The 17,900-nt window shown below is 71.2% G+C and carries 26 protein-coding genes and 1 pseudogene; 24 read left to right on the top strand and 3 right to left on the bottom strand.

Going from position 1 to position 17,900, the window contains the following annotated elements; translation table 11 throughout:
* The first annotated feature begins 21 nt into the window (after positions 1-21).
* The 18 genes from C5507_RS16275 (at position 22) to C5507_RS16185 (ending at position 10,156) form a co-directional block, all read left to right on the top strand.
* On the top strand, positions 22-381 hold the full coding sequence (locus tag C5507_RS16275) for a YraN family protein (protein WP_104529558.1): 360 nt from the start codon (positions 22-24) through the stop codon (positions 379-381).
* Positions 378-755 carry a magnesium chelatase domain-containing protein gene (locus C5507_RS16270; protein WP_242611109.1) on the top strand — a complete coding sequence of 126 codons (378 nt, stop codon included), beginning with the start codon at positions 378-380 and terminating at the stop codon, positions 753-755. Before C5507_RS16275 ends, C5507_RS16270 begins: the two co-directional genes overlap by 4 nt.
* Positions 685-2,064, top strand: coding sequence for a recombinase family protein (locus C5507_RS16265; RefSeq protein WP_158657626.1), 1,380 nt, complete (start codon positions 685-687; stop codon positions 2,062-2,064). The genes C5507_RS16270 and C5507_RS16265 overlap by 71 nt, the downstream gene beginning before the upstream one ends.
* 625 nt (positions 2,065-2,689) lie before the next feature.
* Complete coding sequence (locus tag C5507_RS22415) at positions 2,690-3,118, top strand: hypothetical protein (RefSeq protein WP_130504240.1); 429 nt, start codon at positions 2,690-2,692, stop codon at positions 3,116-3,118.
* A complete protein-coding gene (locus C5507_RS16250; RefSeq protein ID WP_104529554.1) occupies positions 3,115-3,756 on the top strand; it encodes a hypothetical protein in 642 nt (213 codons plus the stop codon). The genes C5507_RS22415 and C5507_RS16250 overlap by 4 nt, the downstream gene beginning before the upstream one ends.
* Positions 3,753-3,935, top strand: coding sequence for a hypothetical protein (locus tag C5507_RS16245; RefSeq protein WP_104529553.1), 183 nt, complete (start codon positions 3,753-3,755; stop codon positions 3,933-3,935). The genes C5507_RS16250 and C5507_RS16245 overlap by 4 nt, the downstream gene beginning before the upstream one ends.
* 16 nt (positions 3,936-3,951) lie before the next feature.
* A complete protein-coding gene (locus C5507_RS16240) occupies positions 3,952-4,191 on the top strand; it encodes a hypothetical protein (protein ID WP_104529552.1) in 240 nt (79 codons plus the stop codon).
* 17 nt (positions 4,192-4,208) lie between these two features.
* Positions 4,209-4,718, top strand: coding sequence for a hypothetical protein (locus C5507_RS16235; RefSeq protein ID WP_104529551.1), 510 nt, complete (start codon positions 4,209-4,211; stop codon positions 4,716-4,718).
* Positions 4,719-4,722: 4 nt separating this feature from the next.
* Positions 4,723-4,968, top strand: a complete 246-nt coding sequence (locus tag C5507_RS16230; protein ID WP_104529550.1) for a hypothetical protein — start codon at positions 4,723-4,725, stop codon at positions 4,966-4,968.
* Between the two features lie 159 nt (positions 4,969-5,127).
* Positions 5,128-5,394, top strand: a complete 267-nt coding sequence (locus C5507_RS23540; RefSeq protein ID WP_104529549.1) for an HNH endonuclease — start codon at positions 5,128-5,130, stop codon at positions 5,392-5,394.
* Positions 5,395-5,497: 103 nt separating this feature from the next.
* The gene (locus C5507_RS16220; RefSeq protein WP_104529548.1) at positions 5,498-5,791 is read left to right on the top strand and encodes a terminase small subunit; all 294 of its coding nucleotides are present in this window, start codon (positions 5,498-5,500) and stop codon (positions 5,789-5,791) included.
* A gap of 110 nt (positions 5,792-5,901) precedes the next feature.
* Positions 5,902-7,296 (top strand): hypothetical protein, encoded by a 1,395-nt coding sequence (locus C5507_RS16215; RefSeq protein ID WP_130504239.1) that lies wholly within the window; start codon positions 5,902-5,904, stop codon positions 7,294-7,296.
* Positions 7,297-7,341: 45 nt separating this feature from the next.
* On the top strand, positions 7,342-7,947 hold the full coding sequence (locus C5507_RS16210; RefSeq protein WP_104529546.1) for a hypothetical protein: 606 nt from the start codon (positions 7,342-7,344) through the stop codon (positions 7,945-7,947).
* Positions 7,944-8,414 carry a hypothetical protein gene (locus C5507_RS16205; protein ID WP_130504238.1) on the top strand — a complete coding sequence of 157 codons (471 nt, stop codon included), beginning with the start codon at positions 7,944-7,946 and terminating at the stop codon, positions 8,412-8,414. The genes C5507_RS16210 and C5507_RS16205 overlap by 4 nt, the downstream gene beginning before the upstream one ends.
* On the top strand, positions 8,411-8,890 hold the full coding sequence (locus C5507_RS16200) for a GNAT family N-acetyltransferase (RefSeq protein WP_104529544.1): 480 nt from the start codon (positions 8,411-8,413) through the stop codon (positions 8,888-8,890). Before C5507_RS16205 ends, C5507_RS16200 begins: the two co-directional genes overlap by 4 nt.
* Positions 8,887-9,192 (top strand): WhiB family transcriptional regulator, encoded by a 306-nt coding sequence (locus C5507_RS23535; protein ID WP_423191794.1) that lies wholly within the window; start codon positions 8,887-8,889, stop codon positions 9,190-9,192. Before C5507_RS16200 ends, C5507_RS23535 begins: the two co-directional genes overlap by 4 nt.
* A 161-nt stretch (positions 9,193-9,353) precedes the next feature.
* Positions 9,354-9,557, top strand: a complete 204-nt coding sequence (locus C5507_RS16190) for a hypothetical protein (RefSeq protein WP_104529543.1) — start codon at positions 9,354-9,356, stop codon at positions 9,555-9,557.
* Between the two features lie 203 nt (positions 9,558-9,760).
* Positions 9,761-10,156, top strand: a complete 396-nt coding sequence (locus C5507_RS16185; RefSeq protein ID WP_104529542.1) for a hypothetical protein — start codon at positions 9,761-9,763, stop codon at positions 10,154-10,156.
* A gap of 98 nt (positions 10,157-10,254) precedes the next feature.
* On the opposite strand, the gene C5507_RS16180 is transcribed toward C5507_RS16185, so the two are convergent.
* Complete coding sequence (locus C5507_RS16180) at positions 10,255-10,545, bottom strand: hypothetical protein (RefSeq protein ID WP_104529541.1); 291 nt, start codon at positions 10,543-10,545, stop codon at positions 10,255-10,257.
* 19 nt (positions 10,546-10,564) lie between these two features.
* Positions 10,565-10,873 (bottom strand): hypothetical protein, encoded by a 309-nt coding sequence (locus tag C5507_RS16175; RefSeq protein ID WP_104529540.1) that lies wholly within the window; start codon positions 10,871-10,873, stop codon positions 10,565-10,567.
* Positions 10,874-10,944: 71 nt separating this feature from the next.
* Between C5507_RS16175 and C5507_RS16170 the strand changes: the two genes are divergently transcribed.
* The 5 genes from C5507_RS16170 (at position 10,945) to C5507_RS16150 (ending at position 16,167) form a co-directional block, all read left to right on the top strand.
* On the top strand, positions 10,945-12,213 hold the full coding sequence (locus C5507_RS16170) for a YifB family Mg chelatase-like AAA ATPase (protein WP_278044345.1): 1,269 nt from the start codon (positions 10,945-10,947) through the stop codon (positions 12,211-12,213).
* Positions 12,210-13,457 (top strand): DNA-processing protein DprA, encoded by a 1,248-nt coding sequence (dprA, locus tag C5507_RS16165; RefSeq protein ID WP_104529539.1) that lies wholly within the window; start codon positions 12,210-12,212, stop codon positions 13,455-13,457. The genes C5507_RS16170 and dprA overlap by 4 nt, the downstream gene beginning before the upstream one ends.
* A gap of 31 nt (positions 13,458-13,488) precedes the next feature.
* On the top strand, positions 13,489-14,427 hold the full coding sequence (locus C5507_RS16160; RefSeq protein ID WP_104529538.1) for a tyrosine recombinase XerC: 939 nt from the start codon (positions 13,489-13,491) through the stop codon (positions 14,425-14,427).
* Between the two features lie 92 nt (positions 14,428-14,519).
* The gene (gene whiG, locus C5507_RS16155) at positions 14,520-15,320 is read left to right on the top strand and encodes an RNA polymerase sigma factor WhiG (protein WP_104529585.1); all 801 of its coding nucleotides are present in this window, start codon (positions 14,520-14,522) and stop codon (positions 15,318-15,320) included.
* Between the two features lie 70 nt (positions 15,321-15,390).
* A complete protein-coding gene (locus C5507_RS16150) occupies positions 15,391-16,167 on the top strand; it encodes a class I SAM-dependent methyltransferase (protein ID WP_104529584.1) in 777 nt (258 codons plus the stop codon).
* Between the two features lie 64 nt (positions 16,168-16,231).
* On the opposite strand, the pseudogene C5507_RS23355 reads toward C5507_RS16150, so the two are convergent.
* Positions 16,232-16,546: pseudogene (locus C5507_RS23355) on the bottom strand (peptidoglycan DD-metalloendopeptidase family protein); the annotation flags it as partial.
* Between the two features lie 431 nt (positions 16,547-16,977).
* Here C5507_RS23355 and rpsB point away from each other — a divergent pair.
* Positions 16,978-17,895: a 30S ribosomal protein S2 gene (gene rpsB, locus C5507_RS16140; protein WP_104529537.1), complete on the top strand. Its 918-nt coding sequence runs from the start codon at positions 16,978-16,980 to the stop codon at positions 17,893-17,895.
* Positions 17,896-17,900: the final 5 nt, after the last annotated feature.

Genomic DNA, 17,900 nt, shown 5'->3' with positions numbered 1-17,900 from the left:
CCCAGGCGGCACGGTCGAGGGGTGCCTCCCACTTCTGAGCTCGGTGCCCACGGCGAACGCATCGCCGTCGCCTACCTGACCGACAGCGGACTCCGCGTCATCGACCGCAACTGGCGCTGCCGTGAGGGCGAGCTCGACGTCGTCGCGCGGGAGGGCGACGCCCTCGTCTTCTGCGAGGTCAAGACCCGCCGCGGGATCGGCTACGGCCACCCGGTGGAAGCGGTCACGGCCGCCAAGGCCGGGCGCATCCGGGTACTCGCGCAGCGTTGGCTGGCGGCGCACGACGAGCACGCGCGCGACGTGCGGTTCGACGTCGTCGGCGTGCTGGTCCGTCCCGAGCGCCCGGCCCTCGTGACGCACCTGCGCGGAGCCTTCTCGTGACGCTGGCGCGCACCTGGTCGGTCGGTCTGGCCGGTGTCCGTGGCGCGATGGTCGAGGTGGAGGTGGACATCGCTGCCGGGTTGCCCGGGGTCGCCCTGGTCGGCCTGCCGGACGCGGTGGTGCGGCAGTCGGTCGACCGGGTGCGCGCCGCGATCGCCAACGCCGGCGGCGAGTTCCCGGCCCGGCGCATCACCATCGGGTTGTCCCCGGCGTCGATGCCCAAGCAGGGGAGCGGTTTCGACCTGTCGGTCTGTCAAGTGGGACACTCTTGTCATGAGTCGTCGGGCGGTCATCTACACCCGCATGAGCAAGGATCGGGCGGGCGCAGGACTCGGCGTAGAGAGGCAGCGCCAGGACTGCGTCGAACTTGCTGACCGGCTTGGTTGGACCGTCATGGGGCATCACAGCGACAACGACCTGTCTGCGTACTCCGGCAAGCCTCGTCCTGGATACCGCGCCCTGCTGGACGACTTGGAGCAAGGCCGCGCTGACGCCGTGGTTGTGTGGCACACCGACCGCCTACACCGGCGTCCCGTCGAGCTGGAGCAGTACATCGACGTCTGTGATCCCCGCGGCGTCATCACACAGACCGTGAAGGCCGGACCAATCGACCTGGCGACGCCGTCGGGCCGAATGGTGGCTCGAATGCTCGGCAGCGCCGGACGGTACGAGGTCGAGCACATGATCGAGCGGCAGCAGGCAGCCAAGCTCCAGGCTGCCACGGCGGGCCGCTGGAAGGGTGGACGACGCCCGTTCGGTTACGAGTCCGACGGCGTGACCATCCACGAGAGCGAGGCCGTGGAGATCCGCCGGGCAACGGATGACCTGCTGGCCGGGATGAGTCTGCACGCCATCGCCCGGGACTGGAACGAGCGCGGCGTCACGACGTCGACCGGTGGGCCGTGGAAGCCGACCGAGGTCCGCAAGCTGCTGGCGCGGCCTCGGAACGCCGGGCTGATGGAACATCGGGGTGAGGTCGTCGGCAGCGCACAGTGGCCGGCGATCGTAGACGAGTCGCTGTGGCAGGCTGTCCGCGCCATGGTGTCGGACAAGAGCCGGCGCACGACGACCGGGAACGCTCGCCGGTGGCTCGGTGGGGGTCTGTACCTGTGCGGCGTCTGCCGTGCCCCCCTGAGGGCAACCACGGCCGGGACGGGCGGCAAGGGCCGCGGGTTCGCCCCGGCCTACCGCTGCCAGCATGGCGCGCACGTCGTCCGCCGCTGTGAACCGCTGGACGAGTTCGTGGAGGCCGTCACCGTGGAGCGGCTGTCCCGGCTGGACGCCGCTGACCTCATGCGCGAGCAGGCCACCGTCGACACGTCATCGCTGCAAGTTCAGAGGCTGGCACTGCAAGCGCGCCTTGACGAGCTGGTGGACCGCTTCGCGGCGGGGGAGATCACCGGCTCACAGATGGAGCGTGGCTCGAAAACGCTCCGGCGGCAGCTCGACGAGCTTGACCAGAAACTCGCCAACGCCGCAGGTGCCTCCGCCCTGGATGGTGTCGTGGGTGAGGGTGTCGCGGAGGTCTGGCCAACTCTGGATCTGTCGCGGCGCCGAGCGATCATCGAGGTTCTGATGACCGTGATCGTTCATAGGGCGCCGCGGGGACGTCCTATGGGGTGGCAGCCGGGGGGAACCTACTTTGACCCGCGGGCCATTGAGATCACTTGGAAGGCGTCGTGACGAACGTCAACGAGGAAACCCCTCCGCTCCTGGGCATCATGGCGGTCGTTTGCACTGACCGAGGGCAGCACAAGAGGACACGTTTGGGCGACGTGCGCTGGTACGCCGACGGCTGGCGTGTGACCTGGCCCGCATCGTCGAGGCATCAATCGTTCCTCCCTCCTGAGAACAAGGAGGGCGCGAACAGCAACTACATCTTCGACTGTCCTCGGTGCACTCGGACGCCCTACTTCAGCCGGGCAAAGTGGCTCGAGTTGATCGAAGGCCGCTTTCACCCCCGGAACTGGGGTGTCGGCGACCGTGCGGAATTCGACGTCAGTCTGATACCGTTCTAAGCGCGCTAGCGGTTGTAGCGTCCCTGGGGTCGTGCAGGGTTACTTCACGGCCACGCAGGCCCGCTCTTGGTGGGTGTCTTTGAGACGCCCATCGGAGTCGAAATGGCCCAAACTGCCCCCCGGCACGACGAACGCCGGGAGCACTTCCGTGAACTGCAGCGACGCTCTGCTAAGGCTCGCAGCGTTGCCTCTGTCGAACGTCGCATCCGCGAGCTCGTCGACACAGCCCCCCCGTTGTCCGACGAGCAGCGAGACCGACTTGCGGTCCTTCTCCGCGGCGGTGCTGCTGCGTGAGCGGAAGCAGAAGGCCGGCCCCTCCCCAGGTAGCCGGCCCCGCCGAAGTCGCCGCCAAGACGCTCTTCGACATTGATTCTACGGGTTCCCGCGAGAATCGCGCAGCGGCACAACTGCGCCGTCGTCGGCTCGCGTCCCTGCGATGCGAGCCGCTGGCAGACGGGCGCCGCGACCCCTTCAGCGGACGCCGGCCGCAGGTGGGGAAGCATCTCGTTGTCGAAGTGGGGAGGCGGACCGTCTGGCTGCGGGATGGCGACCGCGGTGACCGCGTCTTCGCTCTCCTTGACGCGGCCCAGATTGAGCGCCGTCAATGGGACTCCGACCGGCGCTGCTGGATGGTGCCGCTGAATCGCGCCGACGACGTACTGGCCTTCGCCGAATATTCGGACCGCTGGACGGTTGCCGTCGAGGCGGTGGATCGATGACCTGGTCGAAGTTCTCCGACGACTTCTCCGACGACTGCTGGACGTTGTCGGATCGCGCCTTCCGGCTGCACGTCGAAGGGCTCGTATGGAACGGCAGGAAGCTGCTCGACCTCCACATCCCGAAGGATGAGCTCCGTCGGTTCGCCAAGCATCCCGACGCTGTCGACGAGCTGCTCGCTGTCGGCTGGTGGAGCGAGGACGGCGATGTATACGTCATCCGCCATCACGGTGACTACCAGCGCACGCGGGAGCAGGTTCTCGCGCAGCAGTCCGCGAACGCCTCGAACGGCAAGAAGGGCGGTCGGCCGAGGAAGGTGCCGCGGGAGATCACCGAGATGCCGTCCTCGCCCTCAGAAACCCAGTCGGTTTCCCAGTCGGTTTTCGATTCGTCAACCCATCGTGGAAGCGACGGTCGCGGATCGGACGGCGGTGCCGCTGAAACCCACGCTCAGAAAACCCATTCGCTAAGCGAGTCGAGAACCGAAAGGGACAGGACAGGACAGGACAGGACAGGCAGTTACGGGAGTAGTGGGGACGACACCTGGCCGTCGGTGGTCTGCACGACCTCTGGTCACGGTGGCTGCGGTTGGCAGGTCGTCACCGAGTGCCCCGACTGCTGCGCGCTGGTCGCCCGATGACCGCGCACTACTGCCCCGACTGCGGCCTGTTCGAGGTGTCCATCCGCAAGCCCGGCAAGGACGGTCGCTGCGACTGGTGCCGCGCGCAGATCGGTCGCCGACGGCAGCCCCGCACTCACTGGCGCGACCAAGCCGACGAGCAGTTCCGCCACCTCGTCGCCGACCACAACCCCCACTGACCGAAGGAGAAGACCCATGCCCCTCAGCCACGACGAGAACCAGCGCGCCCGGCTCGAGACGAATGCTCGATCGTTCCGACCCGACCCAACGCTCGAACGCGCCTGCGAACTCTGGGACACCGACCGCGCCGCCTTCAACCGGCTGCCCCGATCGGTGATCTCCCAGCACGACATCTACCGAGACGTGCGCCAGGCCTGGCGCGACGCCCGGGCAGCCGGCGTCTACACCCCCTACACCGGCCCCGACGCCGCCTGAACCGAGGAGAAACCCACATGCCTGCGAACACCAAGACCGCCGCGACGCCTACCCGAGAGCAGATCGAGCGGGAGGTCGCCGAAGCCGAACAGCGCGCCGCGATGCTCCGGGAGCAGATCTGGCGCGAGGACGAAGCCAAGCGCCAACGCCGCGAAGACGCCGAGCGTGACTGGGACGAGCAGTTCCTCGCCAGCCACACCCTGACCAAGCTCGAGGACGGCGTCACCAAGGCCGCTCAGGCCCTCGACCAGGAGCTCGCCAGCAACCCGCTCGTGCTCGCCCTGGCCGGCTACTACGCCGCGCTGCGCCGCCGCTCGAACATCCGGCAGGAACTCAGCAGCGCACGTATGCGCGTTGGCCAGCAGCCCCTGCCCACGCAGACGATGCAGACCGAGATCACCGCGGCCGAAGTCCTCGAGCTGATTCTGCGGACCGCTGCCCGCATCGCCACCGACCAGGTGAGCGATGAGGTGGCAGGGCTGTACGCCGGCCGACAGGCAGCCGGCGCCGCCGCCGAGCAGGGCTGACCCCATGACCGTCGACGCCTACGACCCCGGACCGAACGGCGATTACCCGTACTGGCCGCGGGACGCCGCCGGGAAGCCGCTCAACACCGAGGCTGACGCCAAGGCCGCAGACAGCGGCACCCGCATGCCACACGGCACCGAGCGGTCATCCCGCCGGGACCGCGACGGCTACCGCAAGGTGCACGACCTCACCCCGCGCAAGCCCGACGGCACACCCATCGTGCCGCCCACCATCCCGCCAGCGGCTTGACCCCATGAACCGAGACAGCGCCGGCGTCAACGTCACCCCGATTGGGCGCCATGAGATCGACCGGGGATCGATGGCCGACCGAGATGCTGCGGCACTTTCTCTGCGGCAGTCGACCAGCGTCGGCGCTGTCTCACCTCGCGGGTCCGAAGCGAGACAGCCATGACGGCAACAACGCACGGCCGCAAGGGCAGACCGTGGCGACGGCTGCGTGAGCAGGTACTCCGAGAGGAACCGGTCTGCTACCTGTGCGGACGCCGGCCGAGCACGACCGTCGATCACGTTCTGCCGCTGTCACTGTTCCCGCACCTGGCGCACGTCCGGTCCAACCTGCGCGGCGCCTGTCGTCCGTGCAACGGCAGCAAGCACAACCGACTGGTGACCGCGCCACGTCGCCGACCCGCCGCGGTCACTCAGCTCAAGTGGTGAAGAACATCAAGATCACCCCCGGGGGGCGAGACCAAGGGGCAAGGCGGGGGACCCGCCAGCCCCCCGCCCCGTCCGTCCCCGCTACCCCACCCCTAGGAGAGACATGGGCACCGTTCACCCGCTGAGCCCGCCGGAGGGCGTCCTGGGGGCTGTCAGGGCCGCCGTTGATGCCATGCCGTGGCTCGGTCCTGCCGATCAGGCGATGGTCGCGCTGGCGCTGGACTACGCCCGCCGGATCGATGCCGCCGAGGACGACAAGGCCGCCGGCTACCTGGGGCAGAACCTGTCCGGGGTCCTGCGCGCTCTCGGCGGTGCCCCGGCCGAACGGAAGGCCCTCGGCGTGGAGGAGCAGGTCGCTGGGAAGCTCGCCGCGCTTCGTGGTCGGCGGTCCTCGTGACGACGGCGACCCTGCTCGGCTCGGAGGTTCCGCGGCTGGCGACGCCGCCGGCCCGTGAGCTGACCCCGGAGACGACCCGCGGGTTCGAGTGCATCGAGTTCGCCGAGGAAGTGCTCGGCCTGGAACTGATGCCATGGCAGAAGTGGGTGCTGCTGCACGGCCTGGAGCTGGCCGACGACGGGTCGTTCCGCTTCCGCACGCTGCTGGTGCTGACCAGCAGGCAGTGCGGGAAGTCGACGCTGCTGCAGGTGCTGGCGCTGTGGCGCATGTACGTCGATGGCGCCCCGCTGGTGCTCGGCACGGCGCAGAACCTCGGCCTGGCCGAGGAGACGTGGACCGGCGCCTTGCAGATGGCTGAGAGCGTCCCCGAGCTGGCCCGGGAGGTCGCGCACGTCTCCCGCACCAACGGGGACAAGTTCATGCGCCTGACCTCGGGTGAGCGTTACAAGGTGGCCGCCGCGACCCGCTCCGGTGGCCGCGGGCTGTCCTCAGACCTGGTGCTGCTCGACGAGCTCCGCGAACACCACAACTGGGAAGCGTGGTCGGCGATCACCAAGACCACACTTGCCCGCCCGGCGCCGCAGGTGCTCGGCTTCTCCAACGCTGGCGACAAGTCCTCGGTCGTGCTCGCCAGCCTCCGGGAGAAGGCGCTCGCGTCGGCCGCGGACCGCAACACGACGCTCGGCATCTTCGAGTGGTCAGCGCCGGACGGCTGCGCGCTGGACGACCGGGCCGCCTGGGCACAGGCGAACCCCGCGCTCGGTCACCGGATGAGTGAGCAGGCGATCGCGTCGGCCCTGGAGGTCGATCCGGAGGAGGTGTTCCGCACTGAGGTCCTGTGTCAGTGGGTGGAGGCAGTCGACGCGGCCATCGCCCCGGCTGCATGGGCCTCGCTCGCTGACGCCAATGCCGAACGCGGTACCGGTGCAGTGTTCGCCCTCGACGTCGCCCCCGACCACTCCAGTGCATCGCTCGCGGTCGCCTGGCGCCGCCCGGACGGTTCCTCGCACGTCGTGCTCGCCGATCACCGCGAGGGCGTGGAGTGGGTCATCGCCCGCTGCGCCGAGGTGCTGTCCACGTGGGGCGGAAAGCTGCTCGTGGAGCAGACCGGCACGGCCGCATTCCTGCTGCCACAACTTCAACAGGCCGCCCCGTCATCGTCCTCCCAGCTGTTCGCCCAGGACCGTTCCGAGATTGGCAGCTTCGGTTTTTTTCCCTCGGCCCAGGCATCGCAGGGAGGTGTCGAGGCGGTGTCGCGCCGGTTCTACGTCGACGCCTGCTCGGCGCTCGACGCGGCGGTCGCCGCCGGCCAGGTGCGGCACGGTAACCAGCCCGAGCTGAACAGCGCCGTCGCGGTGGCCCGCTGGTCGACCTCCGGTGACGCCGGGCAGCGGGTGCTTTCCCGGAAGGATTCGCGGGTGTCGCCGCTGGTGGCCGCCACGCTGGCGCTGCACGGACTGACGCTGCCGGTGCCCAGCAACGGCGGGCAATTCCTTTTCCTGTGACCGCGAAAAAACTGCTCTGCTTCGACTACTGAGAGACGAGGATCGATGTCCAAGGACGTCAAGCGCGCACCGGTGACGCCGTGTCACGAGTGCCCGTGGCGGGTGAGCAATCAGGGGCTTCCGGTTCCGCAGAAGTACGACGGCGCGTATGGCCGCACGGAGCGCGCCGCCCAGTGGTCCGCCGTACGTGACGGCAACTACGTGTCCACCTGCCATCTTTCCCTCGCCGACCGGGAGATGTTCCCGCATGGCGGCGACCCCGAGTGGATCGCCGCCGGCTACCAAGCGGTGCCCGAGCACGCTGAGAAGCGAGAGTGTGCGGGAGCGGTGGCCGCCGCCCTGCGGGAGATGCGGTTGCTGGCCGCTGCCGGCTCGTGGGATGAGTACCACCGCCAGCGCCCCCAAGGACTGTCCAAGGATGCGGCGACTCTGTGGGCGGCCCGCATCCAGGGCCATGCTGTGCCGGGCCGTCCGACGCTGCGGAAGGTTGTCGTGGACGACCGGGACATCATCGAGCCTGCGACCGATGATGGCTTCTCTGACCTCGATCTCGTGCCGCCCAAGCAGTACCGGCAGGTGGTCGAGCTCGTCGAGTGGGCAGCGCGGCAAGGCCTCCTCCCGTCAGCCGGCGCTGGGGGGCAGACGGCATGACCGGCCAGACTGTCGCTGCCTTCGACGCCGTCGGCTTCGTTGCGGGTATGAAGGCCTTACTGGCCTGCGACTGCCGGGTGTGCGTGCGGCACGGTGAGACGCACGCACAGGTGCCTCGCATGATGCTCGGGTCCACTGTGTACATCGACGTGGAGATGGCGCCGCTGATCGACGCGCTCCGCTCGGCCGGCGTCACCACGGTCGGGTCGTGCATCGACCTGGCCGACGCTGTGACCAAGCTGTGGCCCGAACACCTGCCGACCCTGCTGGCCTTCGACGGCCCTGGGGTGCACTACGGCCGGATCGTCGCCGAGCGGCTGACGTTCGTGCGGATGCTCAAGGGGCCGAACGCGGAGCCCTTCCTGGGCGCCGTCGAGGAAGCCGGCGGCAGCGTGGCTCGCGGTCGGTTCCTAGTCCAGGCAGCGTTCCCGCGGGACGTGCTCCCCGGACTGGCGGCCGTCGCGTGATCGTCAGCGCGAGATACGACAGCCCGGAGGTTCGCGGCCTACTGAACGCGCTCGCCGCCCACTACGTGACCGTGTACGGCGCCCACGATCTCGACGACGACGACCCGAACGACTACGCCTCACCGGACGGTGGCTGCCTGGTCGGCTACCAGGACGGGGTTCCCGTCGCGTTAGAGAACTGGCGCCGGTATGACGCCGACAGTTGCGAGCTGCGCCGGCTGTACGTCGAACCGGCGGTACGTGGCAGGGGCTGGGCTCGGCGGATGCTCACGGCGGCAGTGGAGGCCGCACATGCTGCTGGCTATGCGCGTGCGCTCTGCAGCACCGAGGCCGGGGAGGCGCTGGCCGCGGTCGCGGGCCTCGAGGTGCGCCCTGTCGCCCCGTTCGGCGCTGATGCAGACCTGACCGGAGTTCAGTTCTACGCGGTCAGCCTGACAACCGGGCGCCATTCCGCCTGTGACGGAACTGTCCTGTGACCGAGGGGGTGCCCGCCGGGCGGGCGGCATGGGCGATCCCACCCGGAGCGCGCACGGAGTGGCTGAGGCTGGCCGAGGTGCTGGCCGCAGCCGGCTCTGCGCCGTGCGAGGAGAACGACCCGGAGATGTGGTGGCCGGCGAGCAAGCGGGCGCCGGACCCGGTCGCCATCGCCGGCTGCGAGGTCTGCCCGGCCCGCGCTGAGTGTCTGGCCTACGCGGTAGCCGCGGATGAGCGAGAGGGGTTGTGGGGCGGGCTGAGTCGGGTGGAGCGGGTGGCTCTCCCTGACGCTGTAGCGGCGTGAAGTTGGCCCAGTTTGAGCTGCTGGCTAGCAGATGATGACGGCGTCTGTAGTCAGATCTGGTGAGCCTGCCCTCAGGGCATCCCCTCCACTAGCCGTTGTCACTGTGAGGCTGTAGACAGGTGAACGACGTACACGGACTTAGCGATGGTGAGGAGGAAGTGATGACCAGCAGTGTCTGCGACGGCGTGTCGGTCAAGGAAGTCGACCGGGAAGCCGTAATGCGCAACGTGGACAGGCTCGCCCGCCGCTTCCTCAAGATCAGCGGTGCAGAGTTCCTGCGGCGCAAGCAGCACGGGGAGCTCGACAGCTTCGGTGACTCAGCGAAGCTCCAGCGCGTGCTATCCGCCGCGACTCTCCTCGACTAGTGCCGGGCCGCACGCCTCACGACGCGGTCCGAGCCTTCTTGGAGCCCCTGCAGAGTGCACTAGCGTGCATAGCCAACGGCGTCATCAGTGCCCGCGGCGGGCTATCTCCGAAAGTTCGAGCACCTCAGCAGTGGTCACTAAACGACGGCGGCGGAGTTGAACTCCTAACGGAGCACCCGGAGGGCCTCACCCTTTACGCGTCGATGTACTGGGAAGTGATCGAAGACGACCGGGAGGGATACGGCCCGTTCCGCGTCACGACCCGCGGCTACGACTACTCCCTGGTGCGGGGCGAGGCTACCGAGCTGTGGGCCATCCACTGGCATCCCTCGGGCAACTCCTGGGAGCGACTTCCGCACGTGCACCTGGGCGATGTCTTGTTCGCCGATGGTGCGCCAGTGTCGTCCAAGAGTCACCTCCGGACGGGACGGATGACGTTCGAGAACGCAGTCCGATGGTGCATCGAGTTCGGCGGTGTACCGCTGCACGACGACTGGGACGAGCGACTCGCTCTCGCCGAGGCGCCTCACCTCCTGCACCGCACATGGAGTGCCAATCCCGACATATCGACGCCTCCAACCCCCGGCGTTTTCACCTAGCGGCCTGTCGAGGGGTCGTCCTGCCTGCGGCGACTAGCACTGAGCCCCCCGCCGATCCGTAGTCGGCGGGGGGCTCAGTGGTGTGCTGGACCCGGGCGTCAGGTGATGCGGGCACCTCCTCCGACGGCATCGGCGGCGGCGATCAGAGCTTCACCGAGCGCCCGGGCGTTGGCCGCGCTGAGCAGCGTGTCGTCCAGCATGATCTCCGTCCACGGCGGCTCGTCGTCGTCCCAGTCCAAGCGGTGAACGCGCAACTCGTACCTCGCCACCTCTCGCAAGGCCGCACGGTGAACCAAGGCGCGGTCCTCCGGGGTGCCGTCTTCGACTCGCTCGTGCTGGACACACCAAGCGGGGCAGGTGGTGGGCTGACGGTCTTCGGTAATGGTCATGGTGACGGCTCCCTCGTTCTCAGTGGATGGCGGACGTCGTAGCGGACGGGTCGGACAGTTCGGCGGCCAAAGGTGGGTAGATCAGCCGGCCGTTGACCATGCCGATCGGCACCCGGCACCCCCACTCGGGGCTGTCCTCGGCCGCCGTGAGGTGACTGGCTGGCTTGCCGCACTCGCAGCAGTCCTCGGCCGGGTCGACCGGCGGCCAGCCCGAGCCCATGCAGCGGTGCGAGGTGCTGGTCTCCCAGTGCTCGCGGACGGTGCCGTCCCGGCGCAGGGTGCGGGACGTGCCGCAGATCTGGCAGGCGCCTCGGGCGGTGGTGGACATGGGCGGTCACTCCCTTGGTTGAACGCCTGTCCTCGAACTAGGCGTGTCCCGATCGTGGCCTTGCCCTCGCCCTGGCCGCGGCCGTCCTGGCTGCGGCCGGCGCGGTGCGGCGGCGGGCCGTGGACCGGCTGGTCCTGCTGGGGGAGCTGGGCCTGGACGGCTCGGTGCGCGGCATCCGGGGCGTCCTGCCCGCCGTGCTGGCCGCTGCGCGGGCCGGGCACGACCAGGTCGTCGTCCCGGCGGCCAACGCAGCCGAGGCCGCCCTCGTCGACCGCGTCCAGGTGCTCGCGCTCGACAACCTCACCCAGCTGGTGGCCCACCTCGAGGGAACGACCCCTCTGGTGCCGTACGAGCGCGGTGCCCTGCCCGCCGAGCCCCCGGTGCCCGACCTCGGGGACGTCGTGGGGCAGACCGCCGGCCGCCGGGCCGTCGAGGTGGCCGCTGCCGGCGGGCACCACCTGTACCTGGCCGGCCCACCCGGCGCCGGGAAGACGATGCTGGCCGAGCGACTGCCCGGGCTGCTCCCGCCGCTCGACGAGGAGGCCGCCCTCGAGGTCACCGCCATCCACTCGATCGCCGGCACGCTGCCGCCGGAGGCGCCGCTGGTCACCCGGCCCACGTTCGAGGCGCCGCACCACTCGGCGACGATGGCGGCGCTCATCGGTGGCGGGTCCGGGCAGATCCGACCCGGCGCGCTGTGCCGGGCGCACCGAGGCGTCCTCTTCCTCGACGAGGCCCCGGAGTTCCCCCGCGCGGTCCTGGACACGCTGCGGCAGCCGCTGGAGCGCGGGCAGGTCACCATCCAGCGGGCGGCGGGTGCGGCGACCTTCCCGTGCCGCGCGCAGCTGGTGCTGGCCGCCAACCCGTGCCCGTGCGCCAGCGCGGCTGGGGACAGCGCCTGCACCTGCAGCCCGCTGGAACGACGGCGGTACCAGTCGCGGCTCTCCGGTCCGCTGCTCGATCGCGTCGACCTGCGCGTGGACCTGCCGCCGGTGACGCGGGCGGCATGGCTGGACGGGCTGGGGGCGCCGGAGTCCACGGCGGTCGTCGCCGAACGGGTGGCCCGGGCGCGGGCGGCTGCGGGGGAGCGGCTCGCCGGGACCGAGCTGCGGCTCAACAGCGAGGTGCCCGGACGGATGCTGCGGGAGCGGTTCGTCATCCCGCGGGCATCGCTCAGCCTGGCCGAGCGGGCGCTGGAGCGCGGCTCGCTGTCGGTGCGGGGATTCGACCGGGTCATCCGGGTCGCCTGGACGTTGAGCGACCTGGCCGGCCGGACCGTGCCCGGTCCCGACCAGGTGGCCGAGGCGCTGGGCATGCGGCTGCAGCGGGTGGCGGCATGACCACGCTCGAGGAGGACCTCGAGGACGCAGCCCGTCCCTCGGTGACCGGGGAGGTGCACCCCGGCCTGCGTCGGGCGCGGGCGTGGCTCAGCCGCGCGGTGGAGCCCGGCACCGTGGACTTCTGGCGGTACGTCGAGGACGTCGACCCGGTGGAGGCCGCCCGGCGGATCCGCACGGGTTCTGCCCCCGACCGCATCCGCGCACTGGTGGGTGCCCGCGCCGGGCAGGACGAGACCCTGGCCGACCTGCGGCGCGCCGAGCGGTGCGGTGCCCGCCTCGTCGTGCCCGAGGATGACGAGTGGCCGGCGTTCGCGCTGCACGCGCTGACCCGGGCGACCGCCGACCAGCCGCACGACCCGGAACACCAGGCCAAGCGCACCAAGGCGCTGGTGCCACCGCTGGCGCTGTGGGTGCGTGGGCGGGCACGGCTGGACGAGCTGACCGACCGCTCGGTGGCGGTCGTCGGCTCGCGCGCCTCCACCGCCTACGGCGAGCACGTGGCGGGCGAGCTCGGCCACCAGCTCGCCGGGCGCGGGTGGACCGTCGTCTCCGGCGGCGCGTACGGGATCGATGCCGCCGCCCACCGCGGCGCCCTCGCGGCCGATGGGCCGACGGTCGCAGTTCTCGCGTGCGGTGTCGACCGCCCGTACCCGGCGGGCAACGGGGCGCTGCTCCACCGCATCGCCGACGCGGGCCTGCTGGTGAGCGAGTGGCCACCGGGCGCCGCTCCGCACCAGCACCGCTTCCTGGTCCGCAACCGGCTCATCGCCGCGCTGACCCGGGGCACGGTCGTGGTGGAGGCGGCGGCCCGGTCGGGTGCGCAGGCGACGGCGAAGCGGGCGCGCGACCTCGGGCGGCCGGTGCTGGTGGTCCCCGGCCCCGTGACGTCGGCCATGAGCGTGGGCTGCCACGAGCTGCTGCGGGACCAGGAGGGCGGCGCCCGGCTGGTGACGAGCGCGGCGCAGGTCATCGAGGAGGTCGGTGGGATCGGCACCGACCTGGCACCTCCGGTCGAGCGCCCGACGTCGCCGCGGGACGGGCTCTCCGACCTCGCCGCCCGCGTGCTCGACGCGTGCCCGGTGCGCATCGGCGTGAGCCCCGAGCGGCTGGCGAGCGTCGCCGGTTGCGACGTCCTGGAGGTGCTGCGCGTGCTGCCGGCCCTGGAGCTGGCCGACCTCGTGCAGTGGACCGGAACCGGGTGGCGGCTCACACCGCCACCCCGGCCCCCCGGCGCGGCGGCTTGACCAGGGCGGATCGCCGACGGACCGTGCCCCCGTGGCCACGCCCAGCACCGCCGAGGTCCGCGCCGGGCTGCCGCTCGCGCTGGGCGAGGCGCTCGCCGGCTACGAGGAGCACCTGACGGCGCAGCGGGACCTGTCCGGGAACACCGTGCGCGGCTACGTCGGTGACGCCGTGCGGCTGCTGGACCACCTCGCCCGCCGTGGAGGGCAGCAGCCGCACGACCTCGACCTGGCCACCCTGCGCAGCTGGCTGGCGCAGGGGCGCACCCGCGGGCACAGCCGCTCGACGACGGCCCGCAACGCCGCGAGCGCCCGATCCTTCACCGCATGGCTGCGCCGAGCCGGGCTCCTCCTCGAGGACGTCGGCCAGCGCCTGGTGAGCCCGCGTCCACGGCGGACCCTGCCCGACGTGCTGGCCCCCGCCCAGGCCCGCGACCTGGTGGACTCCGCGGCCGGGGCCGAGGAACCGGTGGGCTTACGCGACGCCGTGGTCCTCGAGCTCCTGTACGCCTCGGGCATCCGCGTCAGCGAGCTCGTCGGCCTGGACGTCGACGACGTCGACCGCGGCCGGCGCCTGCTGCGGGTGCTGGGCAAGGGCAGCAAGGAGCGCAGCGTCCCCTACGGCATCCCCGCCGAACGGGCGCTGGACACCTGGCTCACCCGGGGGCGGCCCGCCCTGGCCACCCCGAACTCCGGGCCGGCGCTGCTGCTGGGCATCCGCGGCCGCCGGCTCGACGCCCGGGAGGCGCGGCGGGTGGTGCACGCCGCCACGGCCCGCGTACCGGGAGCCCCGGACATCGGTCCGCACGGGCTGCGGCACTCCGCTGCCACCCACGTGCTCGAGGGGGGCGCGGACCTGCGTTCCGTACAGGAGCTGCTCGGCCACGCTAGCCTCGCGACGACGCAGATCTACACGCACGTGACGGTCGAACGGCTCCGTGCGGTCCACGCCCAGGCGCACCCCCGTGCCTGAGGCAGGCGGCCGGGCGGCGATCCGGGCAGGCGGCAGTCATGACCACGCGGGACCACGGACTCCGAACCCGCAGCAGCACCGAGGAGCGCGACGTGTCTGAGGCAACGATCCACCGGCTCGACGAGTCCGGCGAGGACACCGACGCCATGCTGTTGGAGCTCTGGAACCGGTACGTCGAGGGCCGTGACGCCGGGCTGCGCGACCGGCTGATCCTCCACTACGCGCCGCTGGTCAAGTACGTCGCCGGCCGGGTCGGCAGCGGTCTGCCCGCGCACGTGGAGCAGGCCGACCTCATCTCCTACGGCACCTTCGGACTCATCGACGCGATCACCCGCTACGAGCCGACGCGCGAGGTCAAGTTCGAGAGCTACGCGATGGCCCGGATCCGCGGCGCGATCATCGACGAGCTGCGCAACACCGACTGGATCCCGCGGTCGGTCCGCGTCAAGGCCCGCGCCTTCGAGCGCACCGTCGCCGAGTTGGAGGCCAAGCTCCACCGGACGCCGACCGACGAAGAGGTCGCCGACGTCATGGGCATGGACGTCGAGGACATCCGCAAGTTCCTCGGCCAGCTGTCCCTGGTCAACGTCGTCGCCCTCGACGAGCTGCTCACCGACGACGACGGCGGCTCGCCGCGTCTCGGTGACACGCTCCAGGACACCAGCGCGCTCGACCCGCAGGCGATGGCCGAGCACGGCGAGGCCCGCCAGCTGCTGGCCCGCGCCGTCGAGCAGCTCCCCGAGCGGGAGAAGGTCGTCGTCTCCCTCTACTACTTCGAGGGCCTCACCCTCGCCGACATCGGCCGCGTGCTCGGGGTGACCGAGAGCCGCATCTGCCAGCTGCACACGAAGGCCGTCCTGCACCTGCGCACCAAGCTCGCCGACATCGCCTGACCGCAGCGCCTCGCCTCCGGTTGCGGAACGGGCTAGGTTCGGCTCCTCGGCTGGACACCCGGAGGTGCTCGTGGCCATCGACTTCCACGCGGAGGCCAACCGTCGCACCTACGCGGGTCGGCAGGCAGACGGCTCCTGGCGCGACGCGGTCCGCCGGCTGGTGGAGCCGCGGAACGCCGTGGTCGTGGACGTGGGCTGCGGCGGGGGCAGCTACACGCGGGCGTGGCACGAGCTCGGCGCCGCCATGGTGCTCGGCGTCGACTCCAGCGCGCAGATGCTCGACGCGGCCCGCGAGGCGAACGACGGTCTGCCCGGCCTGGACTTCCGCCTGGGGGATGCGACCGCGACCGCTCTGGCCGACGGGTGCGCCGACGTCGTCTTCGCCCGTGCTCTGGTGCACCACACGCCCGATCTGGCGGCCGTCGTGGCGGAGGCCTTCCGCCTTCTCCACGCCGGCGGCACGTACCTGGTCCAGGACCGCACCGCCGACGACGTCGCCCAGGCCGGATCGCCGACCCACCCGCGCGGCTGGATGTTCGAGGTCCACCCGCGACTGCTGGAGGTGGAGAGCCGGCGCCGGCCCGACCCTGCGGCGCTCGAGTCCGAGCTGACCGCGGCCGGCTTCGACGGCGTGGCCGCGGCCTCGCTGTGGGAGGTGCGCCGCCGCTACGAGGACCGCGAGGACTACCTGGCGGAGATCGGGGCCCGCACGGGCCGCTCGATCCTGCACGAGCTCGACGATGCGGAGCTGGCGACGCTGGTCCACGAACTGCGGGACCGGCTCCCGGAGGGGCCGCTGACCGAGACCGACCGCTGGACGATCTGGCGGGCGACGCGCCCCGCGTAGGAACGCCCTCCAGCGGGAGGAGCCGGACGCGCGGCGGCCGCAGGAGGGCCATCGGGTCGAGGTAGTCCTCCCCGCGGCGCAGGCCCCAGTGCAGGCAGGCAGCGGCCGGGCACCCCTCGTGGCCGGCGACCAGCGTGCCGATCTCCGCGCCGCGAGCCACGGACCGGCCCGCGCCGACCGACGGGTCGACCGGCTCGTACGTCGTCCGCAGACCGCCGGCGTGGTCGAGGCTGATCACCGGACGCCCGGCCACCATGCCCGCGAACACCACCACCCCGTCGCCCGCGGCCACCACCGCGAGCCCCGGTGCCCCGGCGAGGTCGGCGCCCCGGTGCCCGGGGCCGTACCGGTGCGGCGGCGCCTCGAACGGCCGGGTCACCGTCGGACCGGGCAGGGGAGCGGTCCAGAAGGGACCGGCCACCACGGGCCTTCCCGGCGCGACGTCGGCCGCCGCAGGGACCGCGCCGGCGAGCGCCACCGACAGCAGCGCGACGAGGAGAGGGCGGGAGCGCACGTCCGCCACCCTCCCGGCGGATCGCGGCGGGCAGGCCGGACGAGCGGCGGCTGTGGATCCGCGTCGCCCTGTGGACAGAGCACCGCTAAACACCACGTATGCTGTGGGACGCGGCCCGTCTCGACGGGTCGACTTCGCGCGTCCTTCTCCCGCCCATCGGCGGGACAGTCGCCACCTCGGTCCCGGCCTCGCCGGGGGAGTGGCGCAGCCAGGGCGCCAGGGCGGAGCGCCACCCGGCGTCTCCGCGACAACCGAGGAGCGCGGCCGGTGGCCGCGCGCAGATCAGAGAGGCTGCAATGGCAGTCGTCGGCATGAAGCAGCTGCTCGATAGCGGCGTCCACTTCGGGCACCAGACCCGCCGCTGGAACCCGAAGATGAAGCGATTCATCTTCACCGAGCGCAACGGCATCTACATCATCGACCTCCAGCAGACGCTGGGTTACATCGACAACGCCTACGAGTTCGTCAAGCAGACGGTCGCCCACGGCGGCTCGATCCTGTTCGTCGGCACCAAGCGCCAGGCGCAGGAGGTCGTGGCCGAGCAGGCCACGCGCGTGGGCATGCCCTACGTCAACCAGCGCTGGCTGGGCGGCATGCTCACCAACTTCCAGACGGTCTTCAAGCGCCTCGAGCGCCTCAAGGAGATCGAGGACATGGAGCAGACCGGCGTGCTGGTCAGCCTGTCCAAGAAGGAGCAGCTGGTCCTCAGCCGCGAGAAGGCGAAGCTCGACCGCTCCCTCGGCGGCATCCGCGACATGAAGAAGGTGCCCAGCGCCATCTGGATCGTGGACACCAAGAAGGAGCACATCGCCGTCGGCGAGGCGCGCAAGCTCAACATCCCCGTCGTCGCGATCCTGGACACCAACTGCGACCCCGACGAGGTCGACTACAAGATCCCGGGCAACGACGACGCGATCCGCAGCATCGCCGTGCTGACCCGCGTGATCGCCGACGCGGTCGCCGAGGGCCTCATGGCCCGCTCGGCCGCGCAGGCCAACGCCGGCCGTGAGGACGGCGGCGAGCCCGCCGTCGCCGCCGGCGAGCCGCTGGCCGACTGGGAGCGCGAGCTGCTGACCGGTGGCACCGCCGCCGACCAGGCCGCCACCCCGCTGCCCGAGACCCCGGCCGCGCCGCCCGCGGTCACCGCGAACGAGGTCGCCCCGGTCGAGGGCGTGCCCGCCACCTCCGGTGGCAAGGAGACCCTCGAGTCCTGACGGTC

The organism is Blastococcus saxobsidens, from assembly GCF_002938435.1.
In the GTDB taxonomy this organism is placed as follows: domain Bacteria; phylum Actinomycetota; class Actinomycetes; order Mycobacteriales; family Geodermatophilaceae; genus Blastococcus; species Blastococcus saxobsidens.
The sequence above is the reverse complement of the archived record's forward strand: the minus strand, read 5'-3'. Positions and strand labels throughout refer to the sequence as shown.